This is a genomic window from Psychrobacter sp. 1Y10, from assembly GCF_052259005.1.
Classification (GTDB): Bacteria; Pseudomonadota; Gammaproteobacteria; order Pseudomonadales; family Moraxellaceae; genus Psychrobacter; species Psychrobacter saeujeotis.
Genome location: NZ_JBQQES010000001.1, coordinates 430,380 through 456,926, shown reverse-complemented (window position 1 = coordinate 456,926; position 26,547 = coordinate 430,380). Strand labels below are relative to the sequence as shown.

The window sequence follows — 26,547 nt, the reverse complement described above, 5'->3', positions numbered from 1 at the left end:
TTAATTAGTTTTTGTTATTTATCAGGCTATCACTGTGAACTTAATAGATTAGTTACAACGTGTATTTTATCGCATTTTCATGCGGAAATACGGACATAACATTTATTACCCCTACTTATTTTTTGCTATTGTTTGTTCTTAAGCTTGGATTAGGTATCTGTATCTTTCAAGATAACAAGCACTTTGTCCATCGAATAAGCCTTATAAAAGAACCCATTTAGCCTGAAATAAAAAATAAACAATAAAAGCTGACCAAATCGACAGGTTTTATTTGCTTTTATGATAATTTTCTTATAGTTTAGTAGAGCTTGCTAACGCAAAAGGTTTATATTTTAATTTTTACTTCTGCCAGCATTTTTCTATACATACCAAAATTATTCCAATACTTCTAACTTACTGTTTTACACCCCACCAAGGAGATTATAGATGTCAACTGCTTATAAATCAGCGATCGATGTAGTACGTGAACTAAAACAAAAACACGGTAACTGGCAAAATATCAGTGAAACCGATGCGGCGCGTATGATGTTACAAAACCGTTTTAAAACAGGTTTAGATATCGCTAAATATACTGCAAAAATCATGCGTCAAGACATGGAAGAATATGATAATGATACCTCTCAGTACACCCAGTCTTTAGGTGCTTGGCATGGTTTTATTGCTCAACAAACCATGTACGCTAAGAAAAAATACTTTGGCACGACTTCTAAAACCTATATTTACCTATCTGGTTGGATGGTTGCTGCTCTTCGTTCTGAGTTTGGTCCTCTACCTGACCAATCTATGCATGAAAAAACCTCAGTTGGTAAGCTAATCGAAGAAATCTATACCTTCTTACGTCAAGCTGATGCTAAAGTATTGAACGACTACTTCCGTGAGTTAAATGCAGCTGAAGAAGCGGGTCAAGACACTAAAGCTATCTTAGAAAAAATCGAAAACTTTGATTCACATGTTGTGCCAATTATTGCTGATATCGATGCAGGTTTTGGTAACGAAGAAGCGACTTACTTATTGGCCAAACAGCTAATCGAAGCGGGTGCTTGTGCGCTACAAATCGAAAACCAAGTATCTGATGCAAAACAGTGTGGTCACCAAGCTGGTAAAGTAACTGTCCCTCATGAAGACTATATCGCAAAGTTAAATGCTATTCGCTATGCATTCTTAGAGCTTGGTGTAGAAGATGGTGTTATCGTTGCTCGTACTGACTCTGAAGGTGCGTCTCTCACGCAAAAAATCCCAGTATCAAACGAGCCAGGCGATCTTGCTTCTAAATATATCGACTTCCTAGAAATGGAAGAAGTGAGCATTGAAGAAGCCAACGAAAACGACAGCTTACTCAAGCATGACGGCAAATTAGTACGTCCAGTACGTATGCCAAACGGCCTATATAGCTTCCGTGAAGACACCAATATCGATCGCGTGGTACTTGACTGTGTGACGGCGCTAGAGAACGGTGCGGATTTATTATGGATTGAAACCCCAACGCCAAACGTTGAACACATCAAAATGATGGTCGATCGCATTAAAGAGCAGCAGCCAAAAGCGAAGCTTGTTTATAACAACAGCCCATCGTTCAACTGGACGCTAAACTTCCGTAAGCAAATCATCGCTCAGTGGGAAGATGAAGGTAAAGACATCTCTAAGTACAATAAAGATGACTTGATGAGCGCTGATTATGATGGTACTGAGCTTGATACAGCAGCTGATGAAGCAGCTAAAAACTTCCAAAAAGATGCTTCACGCGAAGCAGGTGTATTCCATCACTTAATCACCCTACCAACTTATCACACTACAGCATTAAGTGTACATGAGCTTGCTAAAGGCTACTTTGGTGAAGAAGGTATGCTTGCCTATGCTGCTGGCGTCCAGCGTAAAGAAATCCGTGAAGGCATCTCTTGTGTTAAGCACCAGGCAATGGCAGGTTCTGACCTTGGTGATGACCACAAAGAGATATTCTCTGGTGACAACGCGCTTAAAGCTGGTGGCGGTAAAAACACCATGAACCAGTTCTAGTAACCCACTACCTATAATGGTATTTTATAAATACCAGTTATAAAAAAAGCCGCTCTGCATTATGTAGGGCGGCTTTTTATTGCCCTCTGTTAAACCAAGCAAAAATAAATTTTTACTTGTTATTCAGCGATAGCTTTCATACGATGGTAGTCACCTAGATAATAACTTATATAGTATTAAAATAATCGGGAGCCATTATGCAAGAGATTGAGCTAAAGTTTTTGGTACCAGAGTCGCGACTAAAAGGTCTAATGCGTCAAGCGCAAGTTAAATCCTCAAAGCATATGCAACTGGCGGCGCATTATTACGATACGTCTGATCAAAAGCTTGCGCAGGCTGGCATTGGTTTACGCATCCGTAAAGAAGGCGATACTTGGGTGCAGACCATCAAAGCTGGTGGTGATGGTATTGCTGCGCGCCTAGAGCATAATGCTGTATTAGATAATGAGCAAGTACAGGCAATGCTAGATAGCGACACACTAGTGCCTGATTTAACAATTTACAAAGATACCTCGGTAGCCCCTGCTCTTGCTGCTTTTAAACTCAAAAAGTTGGCTAAAAAACTTACACGACTATATGTGACCGATGTAGAGCGCATCACGCGCTTATTAATACAAGGCAATAACGATGAAGATGGTAGTAGCATTGAGATGGCATACGATCATGGCGAGGTCATCCATGGTCTTGATGATACTCAGCGAGACTCTATTCAAGAAATCGAGTTTGAACTGGTAACAGGAGATGTAGATTTTTTGTTTGCGACAGCCAAGACATGGTGCAAACGTTATAAGCTTTGCTTGTCTACTGTCACCAAAGCTGAGCGCGGTGGATTACTGATAAGAGGACAAAACCACAGTGCAGCGGTTAGTGCTGACCTAAGCCAGCTAGCCGTCAATAAAGACAGTAGCATGCCTGCATTTGTGCGCGCAGCCGTGCACAACTGTCTATTACATATATTACCAAATAGCAGTGCTATCGTAGCGGGTAGCATTGATAATACACATGTCTTGCAATTGACTATCGGACTCACTCGCTTGCAAGCTGCCTTGACAGTGTTTGCTGATTATTCTGATGAGATCAATCCTGATTGGCTACCAATATTAACACAAACCGCAGCCTTACTTAGTGACTACCAAGAGCTTACTTACCTAGCCGCTCACATCGAGCCCAAGCTACAAAGTTGCGGCGCACCTAGCGTTGATTGGACAGCAGATATCGATACACTCAAAATTCAGCCACTTGATGTCGTAAGCGCCAATGACTTTCAACTTACGTTATTAGAGCTGATTGCTTTTATAATGAGTGATCCAAGTCTCGAACCAAAAGCAGATAAGCCTGCTGTCGACAAATTGGCGAAGACTCTATCGAAGCAGTATACAAAATTTATTGAAACTGAGCGAAGATTACAGGATAAAAATGCAGCCAACGACAATGGGCCTTATAGTGAAGACTCAAAAAGCGTTAATCTAAAAAGCAGAAATCATAATCAGGTCCAAGACGACTTATATTGTCAGTTAGTAAACTTGCGTTATGCCAGTGAATTTGCCTCACGCTTATTGAATAAGAAAAAAGCTAAAAAGAAAACCAAACGCTGGCTAAAACATGTATTAAAAGCACAAAAAGCAATGGAGAAATATCGTAAACATGCACTATATCAACAGCGTTATCAGTTAAAATCTGCAACAGATATTAATGCGCTATATGGTGCAGGATGGTTTGCTGCCACGCTAAAAAAAGACGTTAAACGCGCTAAAAAACGCTTGGCTAACGTTCAAGATAGCCCCACCTTTTGGTAAACGTGCTAATAACGGTATAACAAAGATATAGAGTAAAAAAGACAGCCCTATTGGTAGGTGCTGTCTTTTTAAGCTTTAAATGAATAAATATAACGTTATCTATTGTCTACAAAATCATTCATTAGCTTGCAACTATAGTAACGGCATCTCCCTCTTCAACTTGATCAAATAGCTCAACGATATCCTTGTTACGCATACGTACGCAGCCGTGTGAGAGGGGGATACTCATAGGTTCAGTATCTGGTGTACCATGAATATAGATGTAACGCTGATAAGTATCACAGCCACCCTGGTTATTATGGCCTTTATTTACCCCTTCTTCTAGACCACTTAACCATAATATACGGCTCAATATCCAGTCGCGATTAGGATTTGATATACCAAGAGCTGCGTTGTATACCTCGCCTGTTGGCACACGTCCAACAAACACAGCATTCATAGGCTCACTACCTCCTATCTTTTCTGCAACGATGTGCTCGCCAAGTGGTGTACAGCCACTATCTTGCTGACTGCCAATGCCGTTTTTTGCCGTTGATACCGTATATTGAACTGCAACTTCGTGCTGCTTGTATAGAGTCAAAGTCTGCTGAGCAATGTTAATAATTAGCTGTTTATCAAGACTTGCGTGATTGTTCATAAAAGCATCCGATTGTTATTCATGACATGACCAATAGCGTTATGATTAAAATTGGTCAAAATTTCTATTATTAAGGGATTGTATCAAGACATTTGGCACCGTAATATAGAGGCACATTCTTTGATGCTAGCAGATTATGACGACTATTTCACCGACACGTGTGTCGATGTATGACTTTTTATATCAAGATATCCAGCCGATGATATCATTATTAGCTGATGTGTCTCAGCTATCATTACCGCAGACGCGTCTTGCCGTTGGTTCTGGCTTACAAGCAATAGTATGTGCTTTACTTACGTATCAGCAGCGTTATCAAGGACAGTCGGTTAGCAAAAAACTATTCAATCGCAGTGCTATAAAAGAGCTGCGTCGATATAACTCTATGAATTTTGCGACTATCGATGCGACATTATACTATCGTCATGATACTGCTGATACTGTATTTAAAGACAGCACTGATATTATTAAAGCTAGCGATCACATTGCCAGTCAAATTGATGCTACTACTGTGCAGGTACAAACATTACTTAAGTGCTTGTGCATTATTGCTCTACGCGAACTTGCGATACTAGCAGACTATAGTCAACTTGATTATGATGAGATAGACAAGTGGTTCGCCTTACAGCCTCAGTTTTTATCAGCGGAGCGATTTACCACTACTGTGTCAGACATTATCCCTACGAATGTAGAACCCACTACTAGTAAAGCACCTAATATAGAAAATACAGAGACCGAGCTAGAAAACACAGAGTTAAAACGTTTAAATAACGAGCAGTTATCAACTATGCCACCAGCCTTTGATCCCTTTTGGTATGAGCTGATGGCATTTACCCCGAACAATAATGAATCTGCACAAGACATGCAGCTTGCAACCGGTAATTATTTAAAGGCAATTGGTCGTTCATCTGAAAACATACAGCAAGGCGGCCATAATGATTTACTTATGTTCGCAGAGATGTCCGCTGTTACGTTACCACACCAGCGCTGGTTACTACAGTTGGCTAAAATTTCAGAGATTTACTTGCAGCGTAATCGTCTGCGTATTACTTCTGAACCCGAAAATCCACCAAAACCTCCGTTGGTTAGCTTAGGGGTTATGAACGGCAATAGCGATAATACTCCAGCGACCATTAGCGAAAAACCGATTGAGTATGACGCCCCGGCTCCTATTTGGAAAAATCCTGTCATTTTAATTGTTATTCTTGTCATCGGAAGTCTTAGTGCTCTTGCTACTTTGAAATATCAGATGCAAAAGTCTGCTGGTGTCGTCTCTGCAACAGAAGAGGTATTGGCTCAAGATTCTGTCAAAGAGCGTCAGCAGCAGGATGTCGCTATTGTCATGGTAAACGATGACGAAAATGAGGCTAAAGAAACCGCTACAGCTGAGTAAATAGCAACTAGGATTACATAGTTTTAAATGCTGTGCTAGAACACATTTATAATAAAAAACAGAGACACTACGAATATAGGTCTCTGTTTTTTACGCTTTAGAGGGTTATTTAACTATTAAAGATAGTTTCTTTTGATTATTTTGATAAGTCGCGGCCACGACTGGCTTCGATAGCCAAGCGCAACCCATTTAGACGGATAAAGCCTTCTGCATCTTTTTGATCGTAAGCACCAGCATCATCTTCAAAAGTTGCAATTTTTTCGTCAAATAACGAATCATCAGACTTACGACCAACGACGCTGACACTGCCTTTATACAGCTTCACACGTACCGTACCATTGACGTACTCTTGTGATTTGTCGATTAGCGCTTGTAGCATCATACGCTCAGGGCTGAACCAATAACCGTTATAGATGATTTTTGCGTAGCGCGGCATCAGCTCGTCTTTTAGATGGGCAGCTTCACGATCTAGCGTTAGTGATTCAATACCGCGATGCGCTTTTAACATGATCGTGCCAGCTGGCGTCTCGTAACAACCGCGTGACTTCATACCAACGTAACGGTTTTCTACAATATCCAAACGGCCGATACCATGTTTACCGCCAATCTCATTGAGCTTAATCATGACTTCGTAAGGCTTAAGGGCTTCACCATCGATAGCAACGATATCCCCTTTTTCATACTCAAGTTCTAAATACTGCGGCGCGTCAGGCGCTTCTTCTGGGCTCACTGACCAGCGCCACATATCATCTTCGGCTTCTGTATACGGCTCCTCTAACACACCGCCTTCATAAGAGATGTGCAAAAGGTTGGCATCCATCGAGTATGGTGACTTTGTCTTTTGATTGGCATAATCAATGGCAATGTCGTGCTCTTCGGCGTACTGCATCAAGCTCTCACGGCTAGATAAATCCCATTCACGCCATGGTGCAATCGTCACAACATCTGGAGACAAGGCAACCGCACCCAGCTCAAAACGTACTTGGTCATTACCTTTACCAGTCGCGCCATGGCTAATTGCATCAGCATTGTGTTCTTTGGCAATTTCAACCAAACGTTTGGCAATCAATGGTCGTGCAATAGAGGTGCCGAGTAGGTACTCGCCTTCATAAATAGCATTGGCACGGAACATTGGGAACACATAATCGCGAGCAAACTCTTCACGTAAGTCTTCGATATAGATGTTTTTGATACCCATCGCTTCAGCTTTAGCGCGTGCTGGCTCAACTTCCTCACCTTGACCGATGTCAGCTGTGAAAGTAATCACTTCAGCATCATAAGTTTCTTGCAGCCATTTAGCGATAATTGAGGTATCAAGGCCACCTGAATAGGCTAATACGATTTTATTAATATTTTTTGGGTCAAGCTGAGCCATGAACAACTCCTAATATAAGAATGTAGTTATCAGAAAAAACACTGACAATGAATCGAAGTTTAAATTGCTTAATCAGTGTACATCATATTCACAATTGGCAAAAGGACAACGACTTTGTAAGCGATGATTTATCAGATATATCTGTCATATCTGCTAGTAACGCTATCATGTTTAAAAAGCATCACTATTAATAGCAGATTACGCGGTTATATTCGGGCATATATTTAGTCCAGCGGTCAAATCTGCTATGATGGTTAAGGTTCATACAGCATTATAAATAAACAGGGTGATGAACACACAGCGTTGTGTAAAGCAGGCCATTTGATCACACGTTTTTATAGCTAAAATAATTGCACACAAGCTTTTGCTCAAATCAAAGTGGCCAGGTCACAACGTTTATACCTTAGTATGTTTATACCTTAGTATATTTTACACTCCCCTTTTTTCACTACCTCAAGACATAGAACACTATGACTCAAATTACTGATTCCATTAAAGAGCTAACCATTCTGCAGCCAGACGATTGGCATATTCATTTGCGTGATGATGACGCGCTAGCGACTACTGTAAAACACGCAGCTGCAAGTTTTAATCGCGTTATTTGTATGCCAAACTTGGTACCCCCAGTCAAAAACGTAGATGATGCCCGCGCTTATCGTGAGCGCATATTACAACACCTGCAAGCCAGTGACTTAGAGGCGGGACGCAAAGCTGCCTTTGATCCGCGAATGACTTTATATCTAACCAATCAAACCACTCCAAAAGATATCGAATTAGCTGCTCAGTCTGGTATCGTACAAGCAGTCAAGCTTTATCCTGCAGGGGCCACAACCAACTCTGCTGATGGGGTAACTGACATCAATGCTTGCGTTAATGTGTTTGAAGCCATGGAAAAGCACAATTTACCACTGCTATTACATGGCGAAGTGACGCACGATCATGTCGATATTTTTGACCGTGAAAAAAGATTTTTAGAGGAAGTGCTTGGACAAATTATTGCCAAATTTCCTACCCTTAGGATTGTGATGGAGCATATTACCACTAGTGACGCCGCTGACTTTGTCTTGGCTCAAGGCAATCAAGTAGCAGCTACGATTACCCCGCAGCATTTGATGTTCAACCGTAACCATCTCCTACTTGGCGGTATTAAACCGCACTTTTATTGTTTGCCTATTCTAAAACGTAAACAGCATCAAGAAGTACTGCTCAATGTGGCTACTAGTGGCAGTCCAAAGTTCTTTTTAGGAACGGACTCAGCGCCACATGCTAAGGATAAAAAAGAGGCTGCTTGCGGCTGTGCTGGTTGTTATAGCTCATCAATAGCCCTACCTTTATACGCAACCGCATTTGATAGTATTGGCAAAATTGACAAACTAGAAGGCTTTGCCAGTCGTTTTGGTGCTCAATTTTATGGCCTGCCAGTCAACGAAAACACTGTTACTCTAACCAACAACCCTATGCAAGTGCCGGCAGGTTACCCTTATTTTGATGGACAAACGCTTACCCCACTCATGGCTGGTGAGACGCTACCATGGTCTATCAAAGCTTAAACCGTACTTAAAACTCTTAATGCGACTGAGATGCTGTGAGTGTTCCATTACTATTACGTTAGTAGTATTGGACACTTTGAGCATGTCAATGTATTTATATCATCGATAAAAGTGACTTAACTTAATATGACCATTCAAAACGACGCTACCTTGTCTAATGATGATTCATTACACATTCAAACTAATAAGCCTTCATGTAATCATAAAGGTATAGACTTACCTACTGACTCTAATGCCAACCAAACCCATGAGGAGACCGAGCAAGACTTGGCTCCCATGACTATGAAAGAGCGCTTTCGTAAGTTTATACCCGTCATTGTAGATGTCGAGACGGCTGGATTTAATGCACAAACCGATGCGCTGCTTGAGATTGCCTGTATTCCAATTCTGTTAAACGAGCAGGAAGTATTCTATCCAGGAGAAGCGCTTAATGCTCATATTGAACCTTTTGAAGGAGCCAATTTGGAGCCACGCTCATTGGCCTTTACCGGTATTGATCCTAACAATCCTATGCGTAAAGCGATTGCAGAAGATGAAAAAACTGCCCTGCGTCGTATATTTAAAGGTTTAAAAGAAGTGCGCCGTGCTGAAGACTGTCGTCAATGTGTGCTAGTTGGTCACAATGCTCATTTTGACTTAGCATTCTTAAATGCCGCAGTCATGCGTACTAATAACAAAAACCATAATCCATTTCACCAGTTTTCAGTATTTGACACAGTCACTTTATCAGCGCTGGCTTTTGGTCAGACGGTACTTGCACGGGCTTGTAAAGCCGCAGGACTTGAGTTTGATGGCAATCATGCTCACTCAGCGCTCTATGATACCCAAAAGACTGCTGAGTTATTTTGCCATATTCTAAACCACTACCCTATGTTGCCAAATGCTTTACATACTGAGCAAACAGAGGTAGAGTTGAATGACAACGATGACGAATAAACAGTAACGGACGAATATTGTTACCTTTATGAGCCAGTGAGTTGATTTCAATATTTAGATGACTTTACCATCTTGATTTTATAATCCATAACAAAGGTAACTGTCTATTAAGGTTCATATATTTCACGGCATAAACACAATTGATAGGTTCACTTCTCTTTTTTATTCTTATCCATATCAATATAGAAATTTTCTATAGATGATCTAAGTTGCTCATATTCTATACCGCGTATGTGATACCTTATATAGGAACAACGGAGGGACTTTATAATGGATCCACAATTCAAATTATGGGCTACCATTCTTGGTTATATGTTATTGGCTGTGACTATTAGTGCTTGCACATCACTGTGGATTCGCCATCATTTAAAAAGTAAAGACTTGCATCCCCGCCGCGCTATCAAAAAAAGATATTTAATTTTAAAAAGACGAAGAAAAAGGCTTGACACAAAGCGTCGACGCCATTAAAATGTGCACCACTTCAGCATAAACGGTGAAAGCAGCTGAAGCGTAGTACCTAGTCCCCATCGTCTAGAGGCCTAGGACACCGCCCTTTCACGGCGGTAACGGGGGTTCGAATCCCCCTGGGGACGCCACATATTAAAACGCTATAGCAGTTAATTTAGCGTTTTTTAAGCCCATAAAATCTAATAGATTTTATGGGCTTTTTTTATGTCTATTTTTACCCTAATAGCTTTATTATTTTAGACATAAAACATAAAACATAAAACATAAAACATAAAACATAAAACATAAAACATAAAACATAAAACATAAAAAGCCAGCAGGACGCTGGCTCTTTGTAAAGCATTGAAGATTTATCTATTATTAGAATTTATCAGAGAGCATAAACCATAACAATGCCAATATAATAAGTGCACCCAATACAGTTTGGATTAGGAAAAAGGCTTGATGCTGCCCCACTACTTTCCCTAATGTCAGACCTAGTGCATTGTACTTAATCGGTTGAGCATCGATGTCGCCTGTTCCCTCTTGCTCTTTATAATAACCTTTTAAAATTTTCAAGAATTGCTTCCATTCATTAGGGGCCCAATTGTAGGGCTTAAAAGGCATAAGTGCCTTCGCTTTAGGATCGTTAACCATCCAACGTTCAAGGATGATGGAGCGTAACGACCAGCCAGTAAATCCGCGCTCACTAATCGCCGAAAAGTCTAGAGTCTGTATATCTTTATGTCTATCATCTAACAAAAGACGGTTTTTCAAGTTGGTTAATACTTGCTCCGTCCCTTCCACACACTGAAAAAAATAACCGTTGCCATAGCAGAGTACGCCAGTAATGTTATCGCTCTTATTATTCTTTATAGAAAATTCAGCGATATCATTTAGGGTACTCGCGCCTGATAATCCAGTAGAAGTAATTCGGCTAACATATACAAACTGATAGAGTTCTAATTCTTCTGATGTATTCATAGTAGTAACGTCTGACAATCAATTGCCCCTTAAAGTCAAGCGAATGAACGCCTATTATTTTTAAAATAAAAAAATATGATAAAAAACAAGACTTCATACATTGTCATAGTATTGATATTATAAGTTTTATTATTTATTGTATGAACTTGGTTACATAATAAGGCAGTTTGGTCAACTAAGCAACTTAATATGTAACATGGCAACAAAGAATTGTAACCAGACAATGTTCTGTATTTTGCTTTATATTCGCGAATGCAGATATATAGAGGGCTAAAGTCATTTAAGATCAAAAAAGAGGTAGAATAAAAACGTTCTACTTCATTCTCTTTGTTACTGCTCTATGCCGATAAATATTTATAACGACGAAAATGAGTATTATTAGAAAAGTCAGTAGCGTACTAAGATTGCTACTGATAGTCATAGTGATGTAAAAAGAAGGAGGGTATTAGTTTTGAGCAGTTAGGATAGCGGCTAGCAATATAATATCGTCAGGATAAGTAAGTTTGATGTTTTGACGACTGCCATCAACCAATCGAATAGGAAGGTTTAGATGCTCAAAAGCACTGGCTTCATCTGTAATCACCAGCTGATGTTCAGACACATAAGCCAATACTTGCTGCAATTGACCTATGCGAAATACTTGCGGCGTTTGCGCTTGCCACATATGACTACGATCAATCGTACGTTTGATGTAAGAGTGCTGATTGTTTGTACTTACAGGTCTATCTGTGGGTTCATATTGATCGTTAGAGTCAGTAGACACTTTAAGCGTATCAGCCACAGGAGTGGCTAGAATCGCGCCATAAGGCTCCAGCATTGCCGCTTCAATAACTTTATCAATATCAGAACGTGGTACAGCAGGACGCGCAGCGTCGTGAATAAGAACCAGATCTGAGTCCTTAGCACCCGCGTTAGCAATAGCCTCTACGCCTGCTTGTACTGACTGCCAACGCTCGTTGCCGCCTATAGCATAATCGATAGGAAGCGCAAAATCTAAAGTCTGTGCCGTGCTGTCATCTGCTGATATAACCAATAAGCACTTATCAATATAGGTACTACTAGCAAGCCTTGCAACGCTGTTTTGTAGTAGCGTCTGCCCTTGCAATTTTGTGTATTGTTTAGCGACAGATGCACCGAAACGGCTACCGCGACCTGCAGCGACAATCATCGCGTGTACACTAGGTTTGGTATTCATAACGTGCTACTCATGATTTAAGCCCATCACAACGTTGCTTAAAAAAGACAAAGCTTGAAAGTTACTAAAGAAATAAAGAGAATCGTCGTTATATAAGAAGGATTTGATGAAATATCAAAAAAGCTACTGACGACTATGAGTGTTGGGTGCAGTTGATACTTGTACAAAGGTCTCGTTTGGCTTAATTAAGCCTAGGTCTAAACGAGCATGCTCTTCAACTGCTTCAAGACCATTTTTTAGGTCATGTACATCAGTGCGTAACAAGTTATTTGCCGCCACTTGATTGTCGTTTAGGCGCTGCTGATCTTCAATTTGAGTAAGCAGTTTATTATGTTCAAATCGACCATTTTCACCCAACCAATACTGATATTGCAACCCTAACAGCACTGCCACAGCTAAAGCGAGTAATATAAATTGGCTGAAGTATTTCATAAAACAATAACGCCAAATAATCTAAAGAGGATAAAAGAAAGACTAACTAAGCTGACTAGACAATATATAAATTTCTATATACCGTCTAGCACTAACACTTAATATAGCTTTATAGCTTAAACATTAACCACGTAGACCGATGAACTCTTCACGGCCACGATAGCTTGCGCGTACTTGTTGCTCGATACGTAATAGCTGGTTGTATTTTGCTACGCGATCTGAACGACACAATGAGCCTGTTTTGATTTGTCCTGCCGCTGTACCTACTGCCAAATCTGCAATGGTGCTGTCTTCAGTTTCACCTGAACGATGCGAGATAATCGTTGCGTAACCGTTTTTCTTCGCCAGATAAATTGCATCTAGAGTTTCTGATAACGTACCGATTTGATTAAATTTAATCAAAATTGCATTGGCGATATTTTTATCAATACCTTCTTGCAAGATGGCAGGATTGGTCACAAACAAGTCATCTCCGACCAACTGAACCTTATCACCGATTTGCTCAGTCAAATATTTCCAGCCATCCCAATCAGACTCATCAAGACCGTCTTCGATAGAGATAATCGGATACTGGCGCGCCAACCCTACTAGATAATCTGAAAAACCTTGGCTATCAAAGGCTTTATTGCCCTCGCCTGCTAAGACGTATTGACCATTTTTATAAAACTCAGTAGCGGCGCAATCCAAAGCTAAATGAATGTCGTCACCAGCCTTATAACCAACTTGCTCGATCGCTTGCATGATGACAGTGATGGCTTCTTCGTTGCTACGTAAATTCGGTGCAAAGCCGCCTTCGTCACCGACCGCTGTATTTAGACCTTGTGATTTTAGGACAGATTTTAAGCTATGGAAAATCTCAGTGCCAGCGCGCAATGCTTCTGAGAAGCTTGTAAAACCAACTGGCTCAATCATAAACTCTTGGATATCAACTGTGTTATCCGCGTGCTCACCACCGTTTAAGATGTTCATCATCGGTACAGGCATCGTTAAAGAAGTCTGATTCCGCAAGTCAGCGATGTATTGATGCAATGGCAAATTTTGTGATTTAGCAGCAGCTTTAGCAGTTGCTAGAGAGACGGCCAACATGGCATTAGCGCCTAGATTGTCTTTGTTTTCTGTCCCATCTAGCGCAATCATCGCATCATCGATGCTTTGCTGCTCAGTGACATCTTTGTCCATTAATGCACTACGAATTTGACTGTTGACATTGGCAACGGCTTTTTTGACGCCTTTACCCATGTAGCGATCTTTGTCGCCATCACGTAGCTCAAGCGCCTCACGTGAGCCAGTTGATGCGCCACTTGGAGCAGCAGCACGGCCAACAGTGCCATCAGCCAAGATAACATCGGCTTCAATCGTTGGGTTACCGCGCGAGTCTAAAATCTCACGAGCGCGAATGTCTTTAATTGCGGTGACGTTGGTAATTTCTTCAGCGTACATAATGTCTGTTAATTCCTTTGGTCATGCCAAGTTTGTGGGATAAAAAACGGCAACTAGAATACAAAAAATAAAGAAAAATATCTGATAGCTCATGCATTTGCAACAATGATAAACCATCATACAACCAGCTGTTTTTGAAAGTCATTGAAGGTCTATTCGTTACAATAATACTCGGCTATAGTGCTTGGCATCATAGCATATATTTAGTTAAACTTCCCTTATCTTACACCAACTGGCGTCCATAAAACCAAACATTTATATAACGCTTGGCATCATTGTCTCGTTTAAGTGCATATATTATTAAAAAAATATATTATTTACGTTTTTGCTGGGTTCTGGCTGTTCATATTAGACGCAGATACGGTGTTATTCAGTTCAACCTTTGTCTTAAATTGTGTTAATCGTAGCGCATTCATTAATACTGAAATAGAGCTCAGCGCCATAGCAGCAGCAGCGATCATAGGGTTTAAAAAACCAAAAGCGGCAAGCGGTATACCTAAGCAATTATAAATAAAGGCAAAAAACAAGTTTTGTTTGATATTGCGTAAGGTTGCTTGAGCGATCTTTTGCGCAGCGTCAATATGCATGAGCGACTCGCCCATCAAACGTGCAGACGCACTATGCTGAGCCACATCTGTTCCCTCAAACATGGCAAAACTGGCGTCAGCGGTTGCCATCGCTGGTGCATCATTAACCCCATCTCCTGCCATCGCCACTTTATGACCCGCCGTTTGCAGTACAGCAATTTGGCTGGCTTTATCACGAGGACTCATCTTGCCATAAGCTTGCCCAATACCCAGCTGTCCTGCCACATGATCGACGACAGACTGTTTATCACCACTCATCAAAATAACATTGATACCAGCATCTTGTAGTGCAGTAATAGCCTGCGGAGTATCCGTCTTTAGATCATCAGCAAGGGCAAAGGCGCCTAAGGGTTCATCATTAATACTGACAGCAACCGTACTGGCGATTTGCCACACTTTTGGCATCAGCTTAGGTAAATTTAGACTGGCAAACTCTGCCGTACCGACTTTAACCAAACCAAGACCTTCTATATTTGCTTGTATACCAGCACCTCTAATGACGCTAATATCAGTGACCGTCAACAACGACAGCTTGCGCGCTTTTGCTGCATTGATAAGCGCCGTTGCCAGCGGATGACTGGCATGTGCTTCAACACTTGCAGCAATTTGCAACACATCATCTATTGGTAAAGATTTATCGACCATCACTTGATCAACGATCGTCGGTTTGCCAACAGTTAAGGTACCGGTTTTATCCAAAACGACAGTATCAATATTACCTGCTGCCTCAAGGCTTTGCGCGTCTTTAAACCAGACACCATGACGCGCAGCGACACCCATACCTGCCATAATAGCCGCCGGCGTCGCCAAACCAAGGGCACAGGGACACGCAATCACCAATACTGAAACTGCATGCATTAAGGCCGTATCGATCGCACCGGTCAGCCACCATGTCAGCGCAAAGGTGACGATAGCAATGGCCACAACAACTGGGACAAATACTGCTGTTACTCTATCAGCCAGACGCGCCAAATTGGCTTTGGAGCCTTGCGCATCGCTAAGCGCTTGCACCATATCACCAAGTTTGGTATCGCTACCTTTTGCACTGACGCGGTATAATAAGCTACCATTCTCGACCAAAGCGCCTGCAAGCAGCTCACCTCCTTCTTCTTTTTTTAGGGGCACAGACTCGCCAGTTAAATGACTCTCAACGCACCAGCCACTACCATCAATGACCACGCCATCGGTGGCAACGCGACTGCCTTGTTTGGCACGCAGGATATCTCCGACCTGCACGTCTTGCAGTGCGACATTGTGAAAGTCGCCATTTGACTGTTGTTGTTCGACTTCATCTGGCGTCAATGACAACAATAGATCGATACTATTAAGACTATGCTTTTTGGTACGTTCCTCTAAATACTTACCCGTGCGGACAAAAGCAATGACCATCACCCCTGCTTCAAAATATACAGCTGGTCCGTGTCCACTACCATGACCGCTTTGCAATAGACTGTTTAACGTACCATCGCCATGCGTGAGCCATAGATACGTTGAATATGCCCAAATAGTGACCGTACCAATGACCACCAGCACATCCATATTGGCAAGACCGCCCTTGATGGACGCCCAAGCACTTTTATAAAACGGCAACGCCAAGCCAAATTGTACAATGGTTGCAAGGATAAATTGAATCCAAACAGGCGGCATCCACGCCATACTCTGTCCAAAGAGCATCCCCGCCATACCGACCAAAAAAGGCACCAAGCAGACCCATAGCGCAATCAATCGCCATGGATACTCTGTCGCGGTGTCTGTATCCGTCTTGGCAAACAATCTATCTCCTGCCTGCACGTTTGCGACAAAACCTGTTTTACTTACCCACTCTGTGATTTGTTCAGGCGTCGTCTGCGCTGGATCATAATCGACATTGGCAGTCTCACCTGCGAAGTTGACATTCACCTCATAAACTGAGGACTTCTTGTTAAGGACTTTCTCGATTCTAGATGCGCAGGCCTGACATGTCATACCATCAATGGCTAGTTGCAAGTGCGCACGCTGAGGCTCAAGCAGCGTATTGGACTGAATGTCAGTATCGACATCATAGGATTGGTCATCGGCAGTACGGATAGAATCATTCATAAATAAAACTCGTTACAATGTTTATGGAGAGCGTTTATAGAGCATTTATAGATTGTTATGAGCTATAAAAAAGGCTAACTGTTATGCAAAACTTTAAGCGTATCAGGTAGCTTAATCAGTCTGGTAGTTTAACTGGGTCTCAGCATAGATATCTGATCTGTAGCCCCGAATAACCTACATATTATTATACTAAAATACATATTGATATACATAGTAGATGGTTGTGGTCACTAACATTTCAAGGGCATTCAATTAAACAGCATGAACATAGATGATAGATAAATCATAGTGACCAGCTACAAATTATAATCGTTAAAAACTACTAAAAAGATAATAAACGACCATTAAAAAAACCAGCTATGATAGCTGGTTTTTCTGTAGAAAAAAACTTAAGAGTTGGCGACTGTGGCATCAAATCCTGCCTCATCGATAGCAGACGCAATAGCCTCTGCGCTGGTCTTACTATCGTCGAAAGTCACCGTTGCTAGATTGTCAGCAAGATCGACAGAAATAGTGTCTATACCATCAATACTGTCAGTCGCAGTATGCACACTTGCCACACAACCGCCGCAAGTCATACCGTCGATTTTGATAATACGTGTTTGGCTTGCCATGTTGAGCTCCTTATTATTATAAATTAATGAATTGCTTGTATGAAAATCTAGTAATTAACTATTAAAGACTTATCAAAACAACGTTCGACTAGCATAAGCCGAATCATCGTTAACAACAACACCTTTTGGTTATCACTTTATTAAAGAATAATAGCTTTTTGCTAACATGATAAGGTTATTTAATTATCATAATTTGGATTTTGCGGTGCATCAATAGGATATGGCTGGGTCACATAATCGACCGTACTAATCGCAGCTGTTAGGGCGTGAATACTGGTATCGGTATCATCGTAGCGCACGGTTGCGATGCTACTCGCTGCATCAAGATCTATCGCAGTGACCCCTGTGATGTTCTTTAACGCTATCATGACACTGTCTAATCCTTCAGCGTCATCGATATTCTCAATACTCACTTGTGCTGTCTGAATCGCCATTGTGCTGCCCTCTTTGTTACTTATCCATTAATGAGTATCTAACACCTCAAAGCTTTTTACTAAATCATCCACTTGCTTTAACTGACGCAAAAATGGCTCTAATTGACTGGTTCTCAAGGCGCATGGCCCATCACACTTTGCCGTTTCTGGGTTTGGATGCGCCTCTAAAAATAGCCCTGCTAGTCCGGTTGCCATACCAGCACGTGCAAGGGTTGTGATTTGCTCACGGCGTCCGCCTGCACTGTCACTACGTGCCCCTGGCTGCTGTAGACTGTGGGTCACATCAAAAAACACTGGTATATTCATCTGCTTCATCGTATCGAACCCGAGCATATCGACGACCAGGTTATTATAACCAAAAGCACTACCACGCTCACATAGAATAAGTTTATCGTTACCTCCTTCAAGACATTTATTAACGATATGACGCATCTCATGCGGCGCTAAAAACTGCGCTTTTTTGATATTAATAATCGCATCAGTCTTTGCCATCGCATGCACTAAGTCAGTCTGACGCGATAAAAACGCCGGTAACTGAATAATATCGGCAACCTCAGCGACGGGTGCTGCTTGATACGGCTCGTGCACATCAGTGATGATCGGTACTTGAAACTTTTCTTTAATTTGACCGAGCCAATCGATACCTTGTTCCAATCCAGGCCCACGATATGAGTGTAAGCTTGAACGGTTGGCTTTATCAAAGCTGGCCTTAAATACATAGCCAATCCCTAAACGCTGGCATATCTCGACATACTGCTCAGCAATCTCAAATGCCAACTCTTTAGACTCCAAGACGTTCATACCGCCAAACAACACAAACGGCTGATCGTTACCAATATTAATCGTATTATTGTTAGGAGTAGTAAGCTGAATATGCGATTGAGCTGTAGATAAATTATCCATGAAACAGTGATCCTCTTTATAGTTATCGATATCTCTATCCGCTATTGTAACCGATGGCTCAATTAAAAAAAGTATCTAAGCGTAATTAGAGGCCACAGACAAATGGTAGATGGACAGATACAAATATTGTGAAAGTTCAGCCAACTATCAGCTCATAAAAAAAGACCAATCCGAAGATCAGTCTTTTAATTAATATAATAGCTGTAACAAAAGCCTAAAACCCTATTTAGCTTCGCTATAGTTCTTCGCAGCTTTCACAAAGCTGTTGAACAGTGGATGACCACCGCGTGGCGAGCTGGTAAATTCGGGGTGGAACTGTACCGCGATAAACCAAGGATGATCGCTAATCTCAACCGACTCGACCAGATGCTGCTTGGCTGAATAACCTGATATAGTCATGCCTGATTGCTCTAATGGCTCGATATAACGGTTATTCATCTCATAACGATGACGATGACGCTCTGTGATATTACTAGCACCATAGATTTGGCTTAATTTGCTACCAGAAACCAGTTCAGCTTGCTGTGCACCCAGACGCATCGTCCCACCAAGATCTGAATCATCGCTGCGAATCTGTAACTCGCCGCGCTCATCTAACCACTCAGTAATCAGACCAATGATAGGCTCTGCAGTCTTGCGATCAAATTCAGAAGAGTTAGCATCAATTTTGATTACATTACGAGCATACTCAATCACTGCCAGCTGCATACCAAGGCAGATGCCTAGATATGGGACGTTGTTTTCACGAGCATAGGTGATGGCTTGTATTTTGCCATTCGTACCACGCTCTCCAAAACCACCTGGCACTAAGATGGCATCAGCATCATTTAACTGTGTCAGTAAGCTCTCATCATCTTCTAAATGCTCAGCATCAATGTAGTTGATTTTGACATCTGCTTTATGAGTAATACCAGCGTGTAGCAATGCTTCGTTGATAGACTTATAAGCATCAGGCAATTCGACATATTTACCCACCATTGCTACTGTAACAGTCGATTCAGGGTTTAGCTGAGCCTCAACCACCTTGTCCCAATCGCTCAGATCCGCTTCAGGTACATCAAGACCAAAACGCTCACAAATCAAATCATCAAGGTCTTGCTCATGAAGGGTACGCGGTATCTGATAGATACTTTGGGCATCTTCACACATAATGACCGCACGCTCTTCGACGTTGGTAAATAGTGCAATCTTACGGCGGTTGTCTTGAGAGATATGATGGTCAGAGCGGCAAATCAAAATATCAGGCTGCAACCCAATAGAGCGCAGCTCTTTCACTGAATGCTGAGTGGGTTTGGTTTTGGTTTCACCTGCACTGGCAATATAGGGCACGAGCGTTAAATGCATTAGCATGGCGCGATTACGACCAAGCTCTACTTGCATCTGACGTACCGCTTCCATAAAGGGCAGTGATTCGATATCACCGACCGTACCGCCAATCTCGATAATAGCGATATCATAGCCTTCGCCACTGGCTAGAATCTTACTTTTAATCTCATCAGTGATATGCGGAATCACCTGTACCGTACCACCAAGATACTCACCGCGGCGCTCTTTATTCAGCACGTTTTGATAGATGCGACCACTGGTAAAGTTGTTGCTCTTACTCATCTTAGAATGACGTAAAAAACGCTCATAATAGCCTAAATCTAAATCTGTCTCCGCCCCATCTTCAGTGACGAAAACTTCACCATGCTGGAACGGGCTCATCGTCCCTGGATCAACGTTTATATACGGATCCATCTTGGTCATGGTTACACTCACACCGCGCGCTTCTAATATCGCGGCAAGGGAAGCTGCGGTAATACCTTTCCCTAGTGAGGACACTACCCCACCGGTCACAAATATAAACTTGGTCATAGTACTCTATCGGTAATTGGTAAAAGAGGATTTTACTAAAAATACGCCATAAAATATAGGGTAAAAACTCAAAGTCTCTTAAACTCTTAGGTTTTACTGGCTGTTACCCTATTAAAGTTGGCACAACGAAAAAACCCACCCCGAAGGATGAGTCCTTTAACATTATATAGTTATGATGTTTAGCTATCACTTGGACGATTTTACAATACAGACTACTTAGATAAAAGCCACTAGAACAGATATTCCAAACCGCCACCAACGGCGAAGACCTTAATATCTGCGACAGAGTTGGTAGGATCTAAAGGACTGGTATAATCGGCTGAGTTTTGACCAACATAAGCGTGAGCGATCACATTATCTTTCAACTCGTATTCACCGCCCAATACAATCTGATCCGAATTATTATTGTCGATACCGTTTAGATTGTCTGTTTTGTTATATTGAAGATAGACAGAAGCTGGGTGAGCAAAGTTCTCTAATGCCATTTTGCCACTAACTATCAGGCCTTTTTCTTTATGAGAGCCTACAAAGTCATAGTCAGCTTGCTGATATACTGCCCCTAAGGTTAAGGGAGTTGACATATCTATATATTCATCTAAATCGACGGTTATCGTACCGCGAAAGGCATCACCGCCATAATTTATAAGACCTTCAGCATTATCATCAGTGACAAAGTCTAAGGTATTGATACTACCACTTGCCTCGATATCCTTACTATAAGCGATCGCAGCAGTGTAACTATTTTTATCTAGCTTGAGTGCAGCCCCATAGCCATCTTTGTCTTTGTTGTCATCAGAACCCTCATCAGCCACATACTGCACTACCAGCTGCAAGTCTTTATATTCAGGGGCAATCCACAACACCGAGCTATCAGAGCGCGTGTAGTCAAGCATATTTAGTGCAGCAACTCCGCCATTGTCATTCAGGGTTCTTTTCCCTAGATTATCCCAGTAAGCTCTTGCAACCATCGGATCGTACACATACCCTAATACAGAGGTATTACGGCCAACGCGAAACTCGCCGTAGTCTTTATTTACTAGACCTAGATAAGTATCACGACTTGTAAAAGTATTACTGTCATCGCCATCGATATCAATGCCATACTCTAATCGATATATTACATCAGTATTTGCAGTAATCGCTTCAGAACCTCTGAGACCTAGTCGTGAAAAGTTTGAGTTAATTTGTACTGAGTCCACATCAGAGTCCTCAGGGGCATCATCTACACGATTAGTGTAATCCGCCTCGTCATTAATATAATCAGTGGTCAAGAATGCTTTGCCATAGATTTCTGGGGCTGCTTGCGCAACTGGTACAGATACAATAGCAATCGCTGATGTTAAAAGGAGTTTTTTCATCATAAATATTCACTCTAATACTTGGTCATTCATTAAGCAGGGTATTAAATGCACAAAGCCTAGAATGGCCTTGCGTTTTTACGTTTTTTTCTGTCTGTTCTAAAGCAAAATTAACACAACAAAAAAACCCACCCCGAAGGATGAGTTTTTTAGAAGCAAATTCTAGTTCATACTAGAATAAGTATTCTAGACCAGTACCAACTACGATTACTTCCGCGTCACCTCTTGGTGCAACTTCAAGTTCAGCTGGATTATATGGTACGTTATCAGCTTTATTCATACCAGCATAGGCATGAGCGATGATGTTATCTTTATAGAAGTATTTACCACCAACAACAATCTGATCTGAATCAGCATTATCAAAGCCGCCTAGGTTTGACGTATTGTTGTATTGCGTGTATACAGACGCTGGACGAGCAAAGTTAGTTAAGCCCATTTCAGCACTGATTACAAAGCCTTTTTCTTTTGATTCGCCGCCATCGTAATCACCTACTTGGTATAAGGCACCTAGATTGACTGGATAAGCCATGTACTTACCTAGATCTACAGTTGCTGTACCGCGGATGATGTCACCGTCGATGTTTTGATCTTTGTCATAAGCAATACCAGCGGTAAAACCAGTACCTTGATCAAATAGCGCTGCTACACCAAAACCTTCGTTATCATTGCCATTTGCATCGTCAGAGCTGTACATAGCAGACAGTTGTACTGGTAGACCTTCATACTTTGGTGCAGTCCAGATAACTGAACTATTGATACGACCACTATCAGCCATATTTAACGCTTCAACAACCTCACTTTCATTTTGAGTTTGACCTAAGTTATCCCAGTAACCTTGGTTCACTACAACGTTGTCAATACGCGCTAGGCTAGATTGGTTTTTACCAACACGGAACTCACCAAATTGCTTGTTGACCACACCAAGATAGGTATCACGGTTAGTGAAGGTAGCATTATCACCATCAATACTTGTGCCATACTCTAACCGATAGATCACATCAGTATTCGCAGTCATGGCTTCAGAACCTTTAAGGCCAATACGTGAAGCATGAGAGTTAATCTCTAACGTATCTTCGTCGTACATGTTACCAGAAGGACCATCAAACTCAGCGTTTTCGTAGTCAGCGGCTAAAAAAGCTTTACCATATAGAGTTGGTGCGGCATTAGCTGCAGATACAGATAGAGCAGCAACTGCTGAAGCTAAAAGTAGTTTTTTCATGGGTGTATCTCCACTTTACAATTTTAGTAATGAGCGAGCTGTTATTAGCTAATGCTCAAAAAGGTATCGTCACAAATCCTCAAAGATATAATGTGTAACTGGCTACCGAGATTAGTCAGAAACAAGTGTGGCGAAGTTCTATTACCGTAAGATGAAAAAAACCATGACTTACATAACTGATACTAACCGCGTAACCACTATGTAAACTTAGGTCTTTAACGCTCTAGTGTGTAACATCCGTTACCAAACTCATACTTCGCCTATAAGCATAACAACTCTGACATAATTTGCAACATCTTTTTTACTGCTTAATCACAGAATGTTGCTCAAATATTTATAGCACAAAATTCGAGAATTATTTAGTAACAACAAATGAATATTCATAAAAAAACCACCAGCCTTTGAAAAGACTAGTGGTCATGCTTATAACCATGATTAGCAAAGCTACTTATTGACAGCCTAATAACCTCTAAAAACCTTTCAAAACACCCTAAAAAATATTCTTAATTTTTATAAAAATAGTGAGTATTTTGATAAAGAATGTTCCGTTATAGAGTAAATAATGGCCAATTTTGCTATTTTTTGCTATTTAATGAGGTTATACGTTGGCTTTTAGGTCCAAACGAGCTTGATGCAATAATGGCTCGGTATAGCCACTTGGCTGCTCGCGTCCTTTGAATACAAGATCACATGCCGCTTTAAATGCGTAAGAATCTTCAAAGTTAGGAGCCATTGGCTGATAATCTGGGTCATCTGCATTTTGCTCGTCCACAACTTTTGCCATGTGTTTCATCGCATTCATCACTTGCTCTTCGCTGACGATATCATGATGTAACCAGTTGGTGATGTGTTGACTTGAGATGCGTAAAGTAGCACGATCTTCCATTAGACCCACATCATTGATATCTGGCACTTTAGAGCAGCCAACGCCTTGGTTTACCCAGCGTACGACATACCCTAAGATACCCTGAGCGTTGTTCTCAAGCTCTTGTTGCTTCTCTTCTTCTGTCCAGTTGGTATCTTTGGCCAATGGAATGGTCAAGATATCATCTAAGCTTGCACGCTGGCGCGATTTTAGACTGTCTTGGACATCAGCGACGCTTACTTGATGATAGTGCATGCTATGCAAGGTTGCGCCAGTTGGAGACGGAACCCATGCAGTATTAGCACCCGCTTTTGGATGCGCCGCCTTGGTATCCATCATCTCTTTCATTTCATCAGGCTTTGCCCACATGCCTTTACCAATCTGAGCATGACCTTGCAGACCTGTCTCTAGCCCGATATCAACGTTCCATTGCTCATAGGCTGGCTGCCACGCTTGTGACTTCATCTCGCTTTTAGGGACGAATGCTCCTGCATTCATGCTGGTATGCATCTCGTCACCCGTACGATCCAAGAAGCCTGTATTGATAAAGATAACGCGCTCTTTGGCTTGACGAATCGCTTCTTTTAAGTTGACCGTCATACGGCGCTCTTCATCCATAATACCGATTTTAATAGTATTGCGCTCTAAGCCTAACAAGTCTTCTGAGGCGTTAAACAGGTCATTGGCCATTTTGACTTCATCAGGACCATGCATTTTTGGCTTGACGATATACATTGAGCCTGTGCGCGAGTTTGACAGCTGATTTCTGCCCTTGATGTCATTTAAAGACAATAACGGCGTGATTAAACCATCCATTAACCCTTCAAATATCTCTTCAGACCCCTCGCCTAAGTCGACTAAAATGGCAGGGTTTTGCATTAAATGACCGACATTACGAATAAGCAGCAGTGAGCGACCTGGTAGGATCAGCTTACCGCCCTCTGGCGTGGTATATTCACGGTCTGGGTTTTGTTTGCGCGTACGAGTCTTACCGCCTTTTTCAAAGGTTTCTTGTAAGTCGCCATTCATAAGACCAAACCAATTACGATACACCTCGACTTTTTCTTCTGCATCGACAGCAGCGATGGAGTCTTCGCAGTCTTGAATAGCGGTAATGGCAGACTCTAGCAGTACGTCTTTAATATATGCAGGATCGTCTTTGCCTACTGGATGACTGCCATCGATCTGAATCTCTACGTGTAAATTGTTATTTTTTAACAAAACACCTGATGGACTGTCAGCCTCACCAACGTAACCGACGAATTTTGCTGGATCTTGCAATTGCGTACTGCTCTCACCCATCGCAACTTGAAGGTTGCCATCGACTATTTTGAATCCTGTGACATCACTATAAGAACCGGATGCCAATGCAAAATTATCATCTAAGAAGTCTTTGGCATAAGCGACGACTGCAGCGCCGCGAGTAGGATTGTAACCACCTGTGGCTTCTTGGCCATTGTCGTCACTAATCACATCAGTGCCGTACAACGCATCATAGAGACTCCCCCAACGTGCGTTAGTAGCATTTAGTGCATAACGAGCATTACGTACAGGTACAACCAGCTGTGGCCCTGCAATATGAGCAATCTCGTCATCGACGTTTTGGGTGCTTACTTTAAAGTCTTCGCCTTCTGGTAATAGATAACCGATCTCTTTTAAAAAAGCTTTATAAGTAGGATAGTCAATCTCACCATCTTTAGCAGGATGGTCCAAATGCCATTGATCAATCTGACTTTGCATTTTGTCACGGATAGCTAGTAGCTCTTTATTACGCGGAGTAAACTCTTTGACAACCTTTTCAAAACCTGACCAATAACTATCCGAATCAACGCCAACTTTAGGTAGTACTTCATTTTCAATAAAGTCGTACATCTCCTGGTCGATTGCGAGAATACCTTTTTGGATACGATTAGAGTGAGAAGTCTGGTTCATAGTGGTGTCCTTATCTGTGGATGATGGAATTCAATGATGATTTATTATAATAGCGGTTACGCTTGAGAGATGTTTAGCACCTAATATCTGATTCAGATATGAATACTGTGCTAAGTAAGTATTATAGAGCTTGCTATAAACAATATAGCTTGGTCATGCCCAACTAATAACAGTTAAGGTAGCGCTACCTATATAGTAGTGCTGACAGTCAATGTTAGAGTAAAGTGTCTCTAAGATAAAATATTATCCTACTATCAAATAGTGAAATAAACAATAACGAGACATTCACCAAATAAATATTTGAGTTGTATAAGAATGATACTGTAGAGGACATAAGCCTTAGACGCTATAGCTGATACTACTCAAGAAGATGACTCAAGGGTAAGTATAAACTGTAAGCAATAATTACAAAATAAAATCTTAGTGTTATTAGGCTTAGCAGCCTTGCTATTTGCGTTAGGGGTTAGTGGTTCATGTAAGGACAGCCTACTGTTATACTATGCG

At 41.5% G+C, this 26,547-nt stretch carries 19 protein-coding genes and 1 tRNA gene; 6 read left to right on the top strand and 14 right to left on the bottom strand.

All coding sequences use genetic code 11. The features are described 5' to 3' along the window. Positions 1-426: 426 nt before the first annotated feature. Together ACTXGH_RS01970 and ACTXGH_RS01965 are read left to right on the top strand one after the other, a co-directional pair. A complete protein-coding gene (locus ACTXGH_RS01970) occupies positions 427-2,013 on the top strand; it encodes an isocitrate lyase (RefSeq protein ID WP_299217030.1) in 1,587 nt (528 codons plus the stop codon). Between the two features lie 197 nt (positions 2,014-2,210). Then, positions 2,211-3,809, top strand: a complete 1,599-nt coding sequence (locus ACTXGH_RS01965) for a CYTH and CHAD domain-containing protein (RefSeq protein WP_439295902.1) — start codon at positions 2,211-2,213, stop codon at positions 3,807-3,809. A gap of 121 nt (positions 3,810-3,930) precedes the next feature. Here ACTXGH_RS01965 and ACTXGH_RS01960 read toward each other — a convergent pair whose 3' ends face one another. Next, positions 3,931-4,446 carry a L,D-transpeptidase family protein gene (locus ACTXGH_RS01960; protein WP_439260428.1) on the bottom strand — a complete coding sequence of 172 codons (516 nt, stop codon included), beginning with the start codon at positions 4,444-4,446 and terminating at the stop codon, positions 3,931-3,933. 136 nt (positions 4,447-4,582) lie between these two features. Here ACTXGH_RS01960 and ACTXGH_RS01955 point away from each other — a divergent pair, with 136 nt between their 5' ends. Then, entirely contained in the window at positions 4,583-5,836 is a 1,254-nt protein-coding gene (locus tag ACTXGH_RS01955; RefSeq protein ID WP_439260427.1) for an alpha/beta hydrolase family protein, read from the top strand. A 136-nt stretch (positions 5,837-5,972) separates the two neighbouring features. On the opposite strand, the gene ACTXGH_RS01950 is transcribed toward ACTXGH_RS01955, so the two are convergent. Beyond that, positions 5,973-7,211 carry an argininosuccinate synthase gene (locus ACTXGH_RS01950; protein WP_299217041.1) on the bottom strand — a complete coding sequence of 413 codons (1,239 nt, stop codon included), beginning with the start codon at positions 7,209-7,211 and terminating at the stop codon, positions 5,973-5,975. A 470-nt stretch (positions 7,212-7,681) separates the two neighbouring features. Here ACTXGH_RS01950 and pyrC point away from each other — a divergent pair, with 470 nt between their 5' ends. From pyrC to ACTXGH_RS01935, 3 genes are all read left to right on the top strand, one after another. Beyond that, positions 7,682-8,761, top strand: a complete 1,080-nt coding sequence (pyrC, locus tag ACTXGH_RS01945) for a dihydroorotase (RefSeq protein WP_439260425.1) — start codon at positions 7,682-7,684, stop codon at positions 8,759-8,761. A gap of 276 nt (positions 8,762-9,037) precedes the next feature. After that, complete coding sequence (gene rnt / locus ACTXGH_RS01940) at positions 9,038-9,697, top strand: ribonuclease T (RefSeq protein WP_439260819.1); 660 nt, start codon at positions 9,038-9,040, stop codon at positions 9,695-9,697. 520 nt (positions 9,698-10,217) lie between these two features. After that, a tRNA-Glu gene (locus tag ACTXGH_RS01935) sits at positions 10,218-10,293 on the top strand. 232 nt (positions 10,294-10,525) lie between these two features. Here the strand turns inward: ACTXGH_RS01935 and ACTXGH_RS01930 are convergent. The 12 genes from ACTXGH_RS01930 to ACTXGH_RS01875 form a co-directional block, all read right to left on the bottom strand. After that, positions 10,526-11,146 carry a BLUF domain-containing protein gene (locus ACTXGH_RS01930; RefSeq protein WP_439260424.1) on the bottom strand — a complete coding sequence of 207 codons (621 nt, stop codon included), beginning with the start codon at positions 11,144-11,146 and terminating at the stop codon, positions 10,526-10,528. Between the two features lie 427 nt (positions 11,147-11,573). Next, positions 11,574-12,323 (bottom strand): 2-C-methyl-D-erythritol 4-phosphate cytidylyltransferase, encoded by a 750-nt coding sequence (ispD, locus tag ACTXGH_RS01925; RefSeq protein WP_439295903.1) that lies wholly within the window; start codon positions 12,321-12,323, stop codon positions 11,574-11,576. 123 nt (positions 12,324-12,446) lie between these two features. Continuing rightward, positions 12,447-12,755 (bottom strand): FtsB family cell division protein, encoded by a 309-nt coding sequence (locus ACTXGH_RS01920; protein ID WP_299217052.1) that lies wholly within the window; start codon positions 12,753-12,755, stop codon positions 12,447-12,449. Positions 12,756-12,878: 123 nt separating this feature from the next. After that, positions 12,879-14,195 carry a phosphopyruvate hydratase gene (gene eno, locus ACTXGH_RS01915; protein ID WP_439295904.1) on the bottom strand — a complete coding sequence of 439 codons (1,317 nt, stop codon included), beginning with the start codon at positions 14,193-14,195 and terminating at the stop codon, positions 12,879-12,881. A gap of 317 nt (positions 14,196-14,512) precedes the next feature. After that, a complete protein-coding gene (locus tag ACTXGH_RS01910; RefSeq protein WP_439295905.1) occupies positions 14,513-16,861 on the bottom strand; it encodes a heavy metal translocating P-type ATPase in 2,349 nt (782 codons plus the stop codon). A gap of 389 nt (positions 16,862-17,250) precedes the next feature. Further along, entirely contained in the window at positions 17,251-17,475 is a 225-nt protein-coding gene (locus ACTXGH_RS01905; protein ID WP_058369205.1) for a heavy-metal-associated domain-containing protein, read from the bottom strand. A gap of 179 nt (positions 17,476-17,654) precedes the next feature. Further along, entirely contained in the window at positions 17,655-17,909 is a 255-nt protein-coding gene (locus ACTXGH_RS01900) for a heavy-metal-associated domain-containing protein (RefSeq protein WP_439260417.1), read from the bottom strand. A 27-nt stretch (positions 17,910-17,936) separates the two neighbouring features. Further along, the gene (kdsA, locus tag ACTXGH_RS01895) at positions 17,937-18,812 is read right to left on the bottom strand and encodes a 3-deoxy-8-phosphooctulonate synthase (protein WP_439260416.1); all 876 of its coding nucleotides are present in this window, start codon (positions 18,810-18,812) and stop codon (positions 17,937-17,939) included. Positions 18,813-19,034: 222 nt separating this feature from the next. Continuing rightward, entirely contained in the window at positions 19,035-20,669 is a 1,635-nt protein-coding gene (locus ACTXGH_RS01890; protein ID WP_058369208.1) for a CTP synthase, read from the bottom strand. 230 nt (positions 20,670-20,899) lie between these two features. Next, on the bottom strand, positions 20,900-22,030 hold the full coding sequence (locus ACTXGH_RS01885; protein ID WP_439295906.1) for a porin: 1,131 nt from the start codon (positions 22,028-22,030) through the stop codon (positions 20,900-20,902). A gap of 169 nt (positions 22,031-22,199) precedes the next feature. Continuing rightward, entirely contained in the window at positions 22,200-23,246 is a 1,047-nt protein-coding gene (locus ACTXGH_RS01880) for a porin (protein WP_439295907.1), read from the bottom strand. Between the two features lie 598 nt (positions 23,247-23,844). After that, positions 23,845-26,043 carry a malate synthase G gene (locus ACTXGH_RS01875; RefSeq protein WP_439295908.1) on the bottom strand — a complete coding sequence of 733 codons (2,199 nt, stop codon included), beginning with the start codon at positions 26,041-26,043 and terminating at the stop codon, positions 23,845-23,847. Positions 26,044-26,547: the final 504 nt, after the last annotated feature.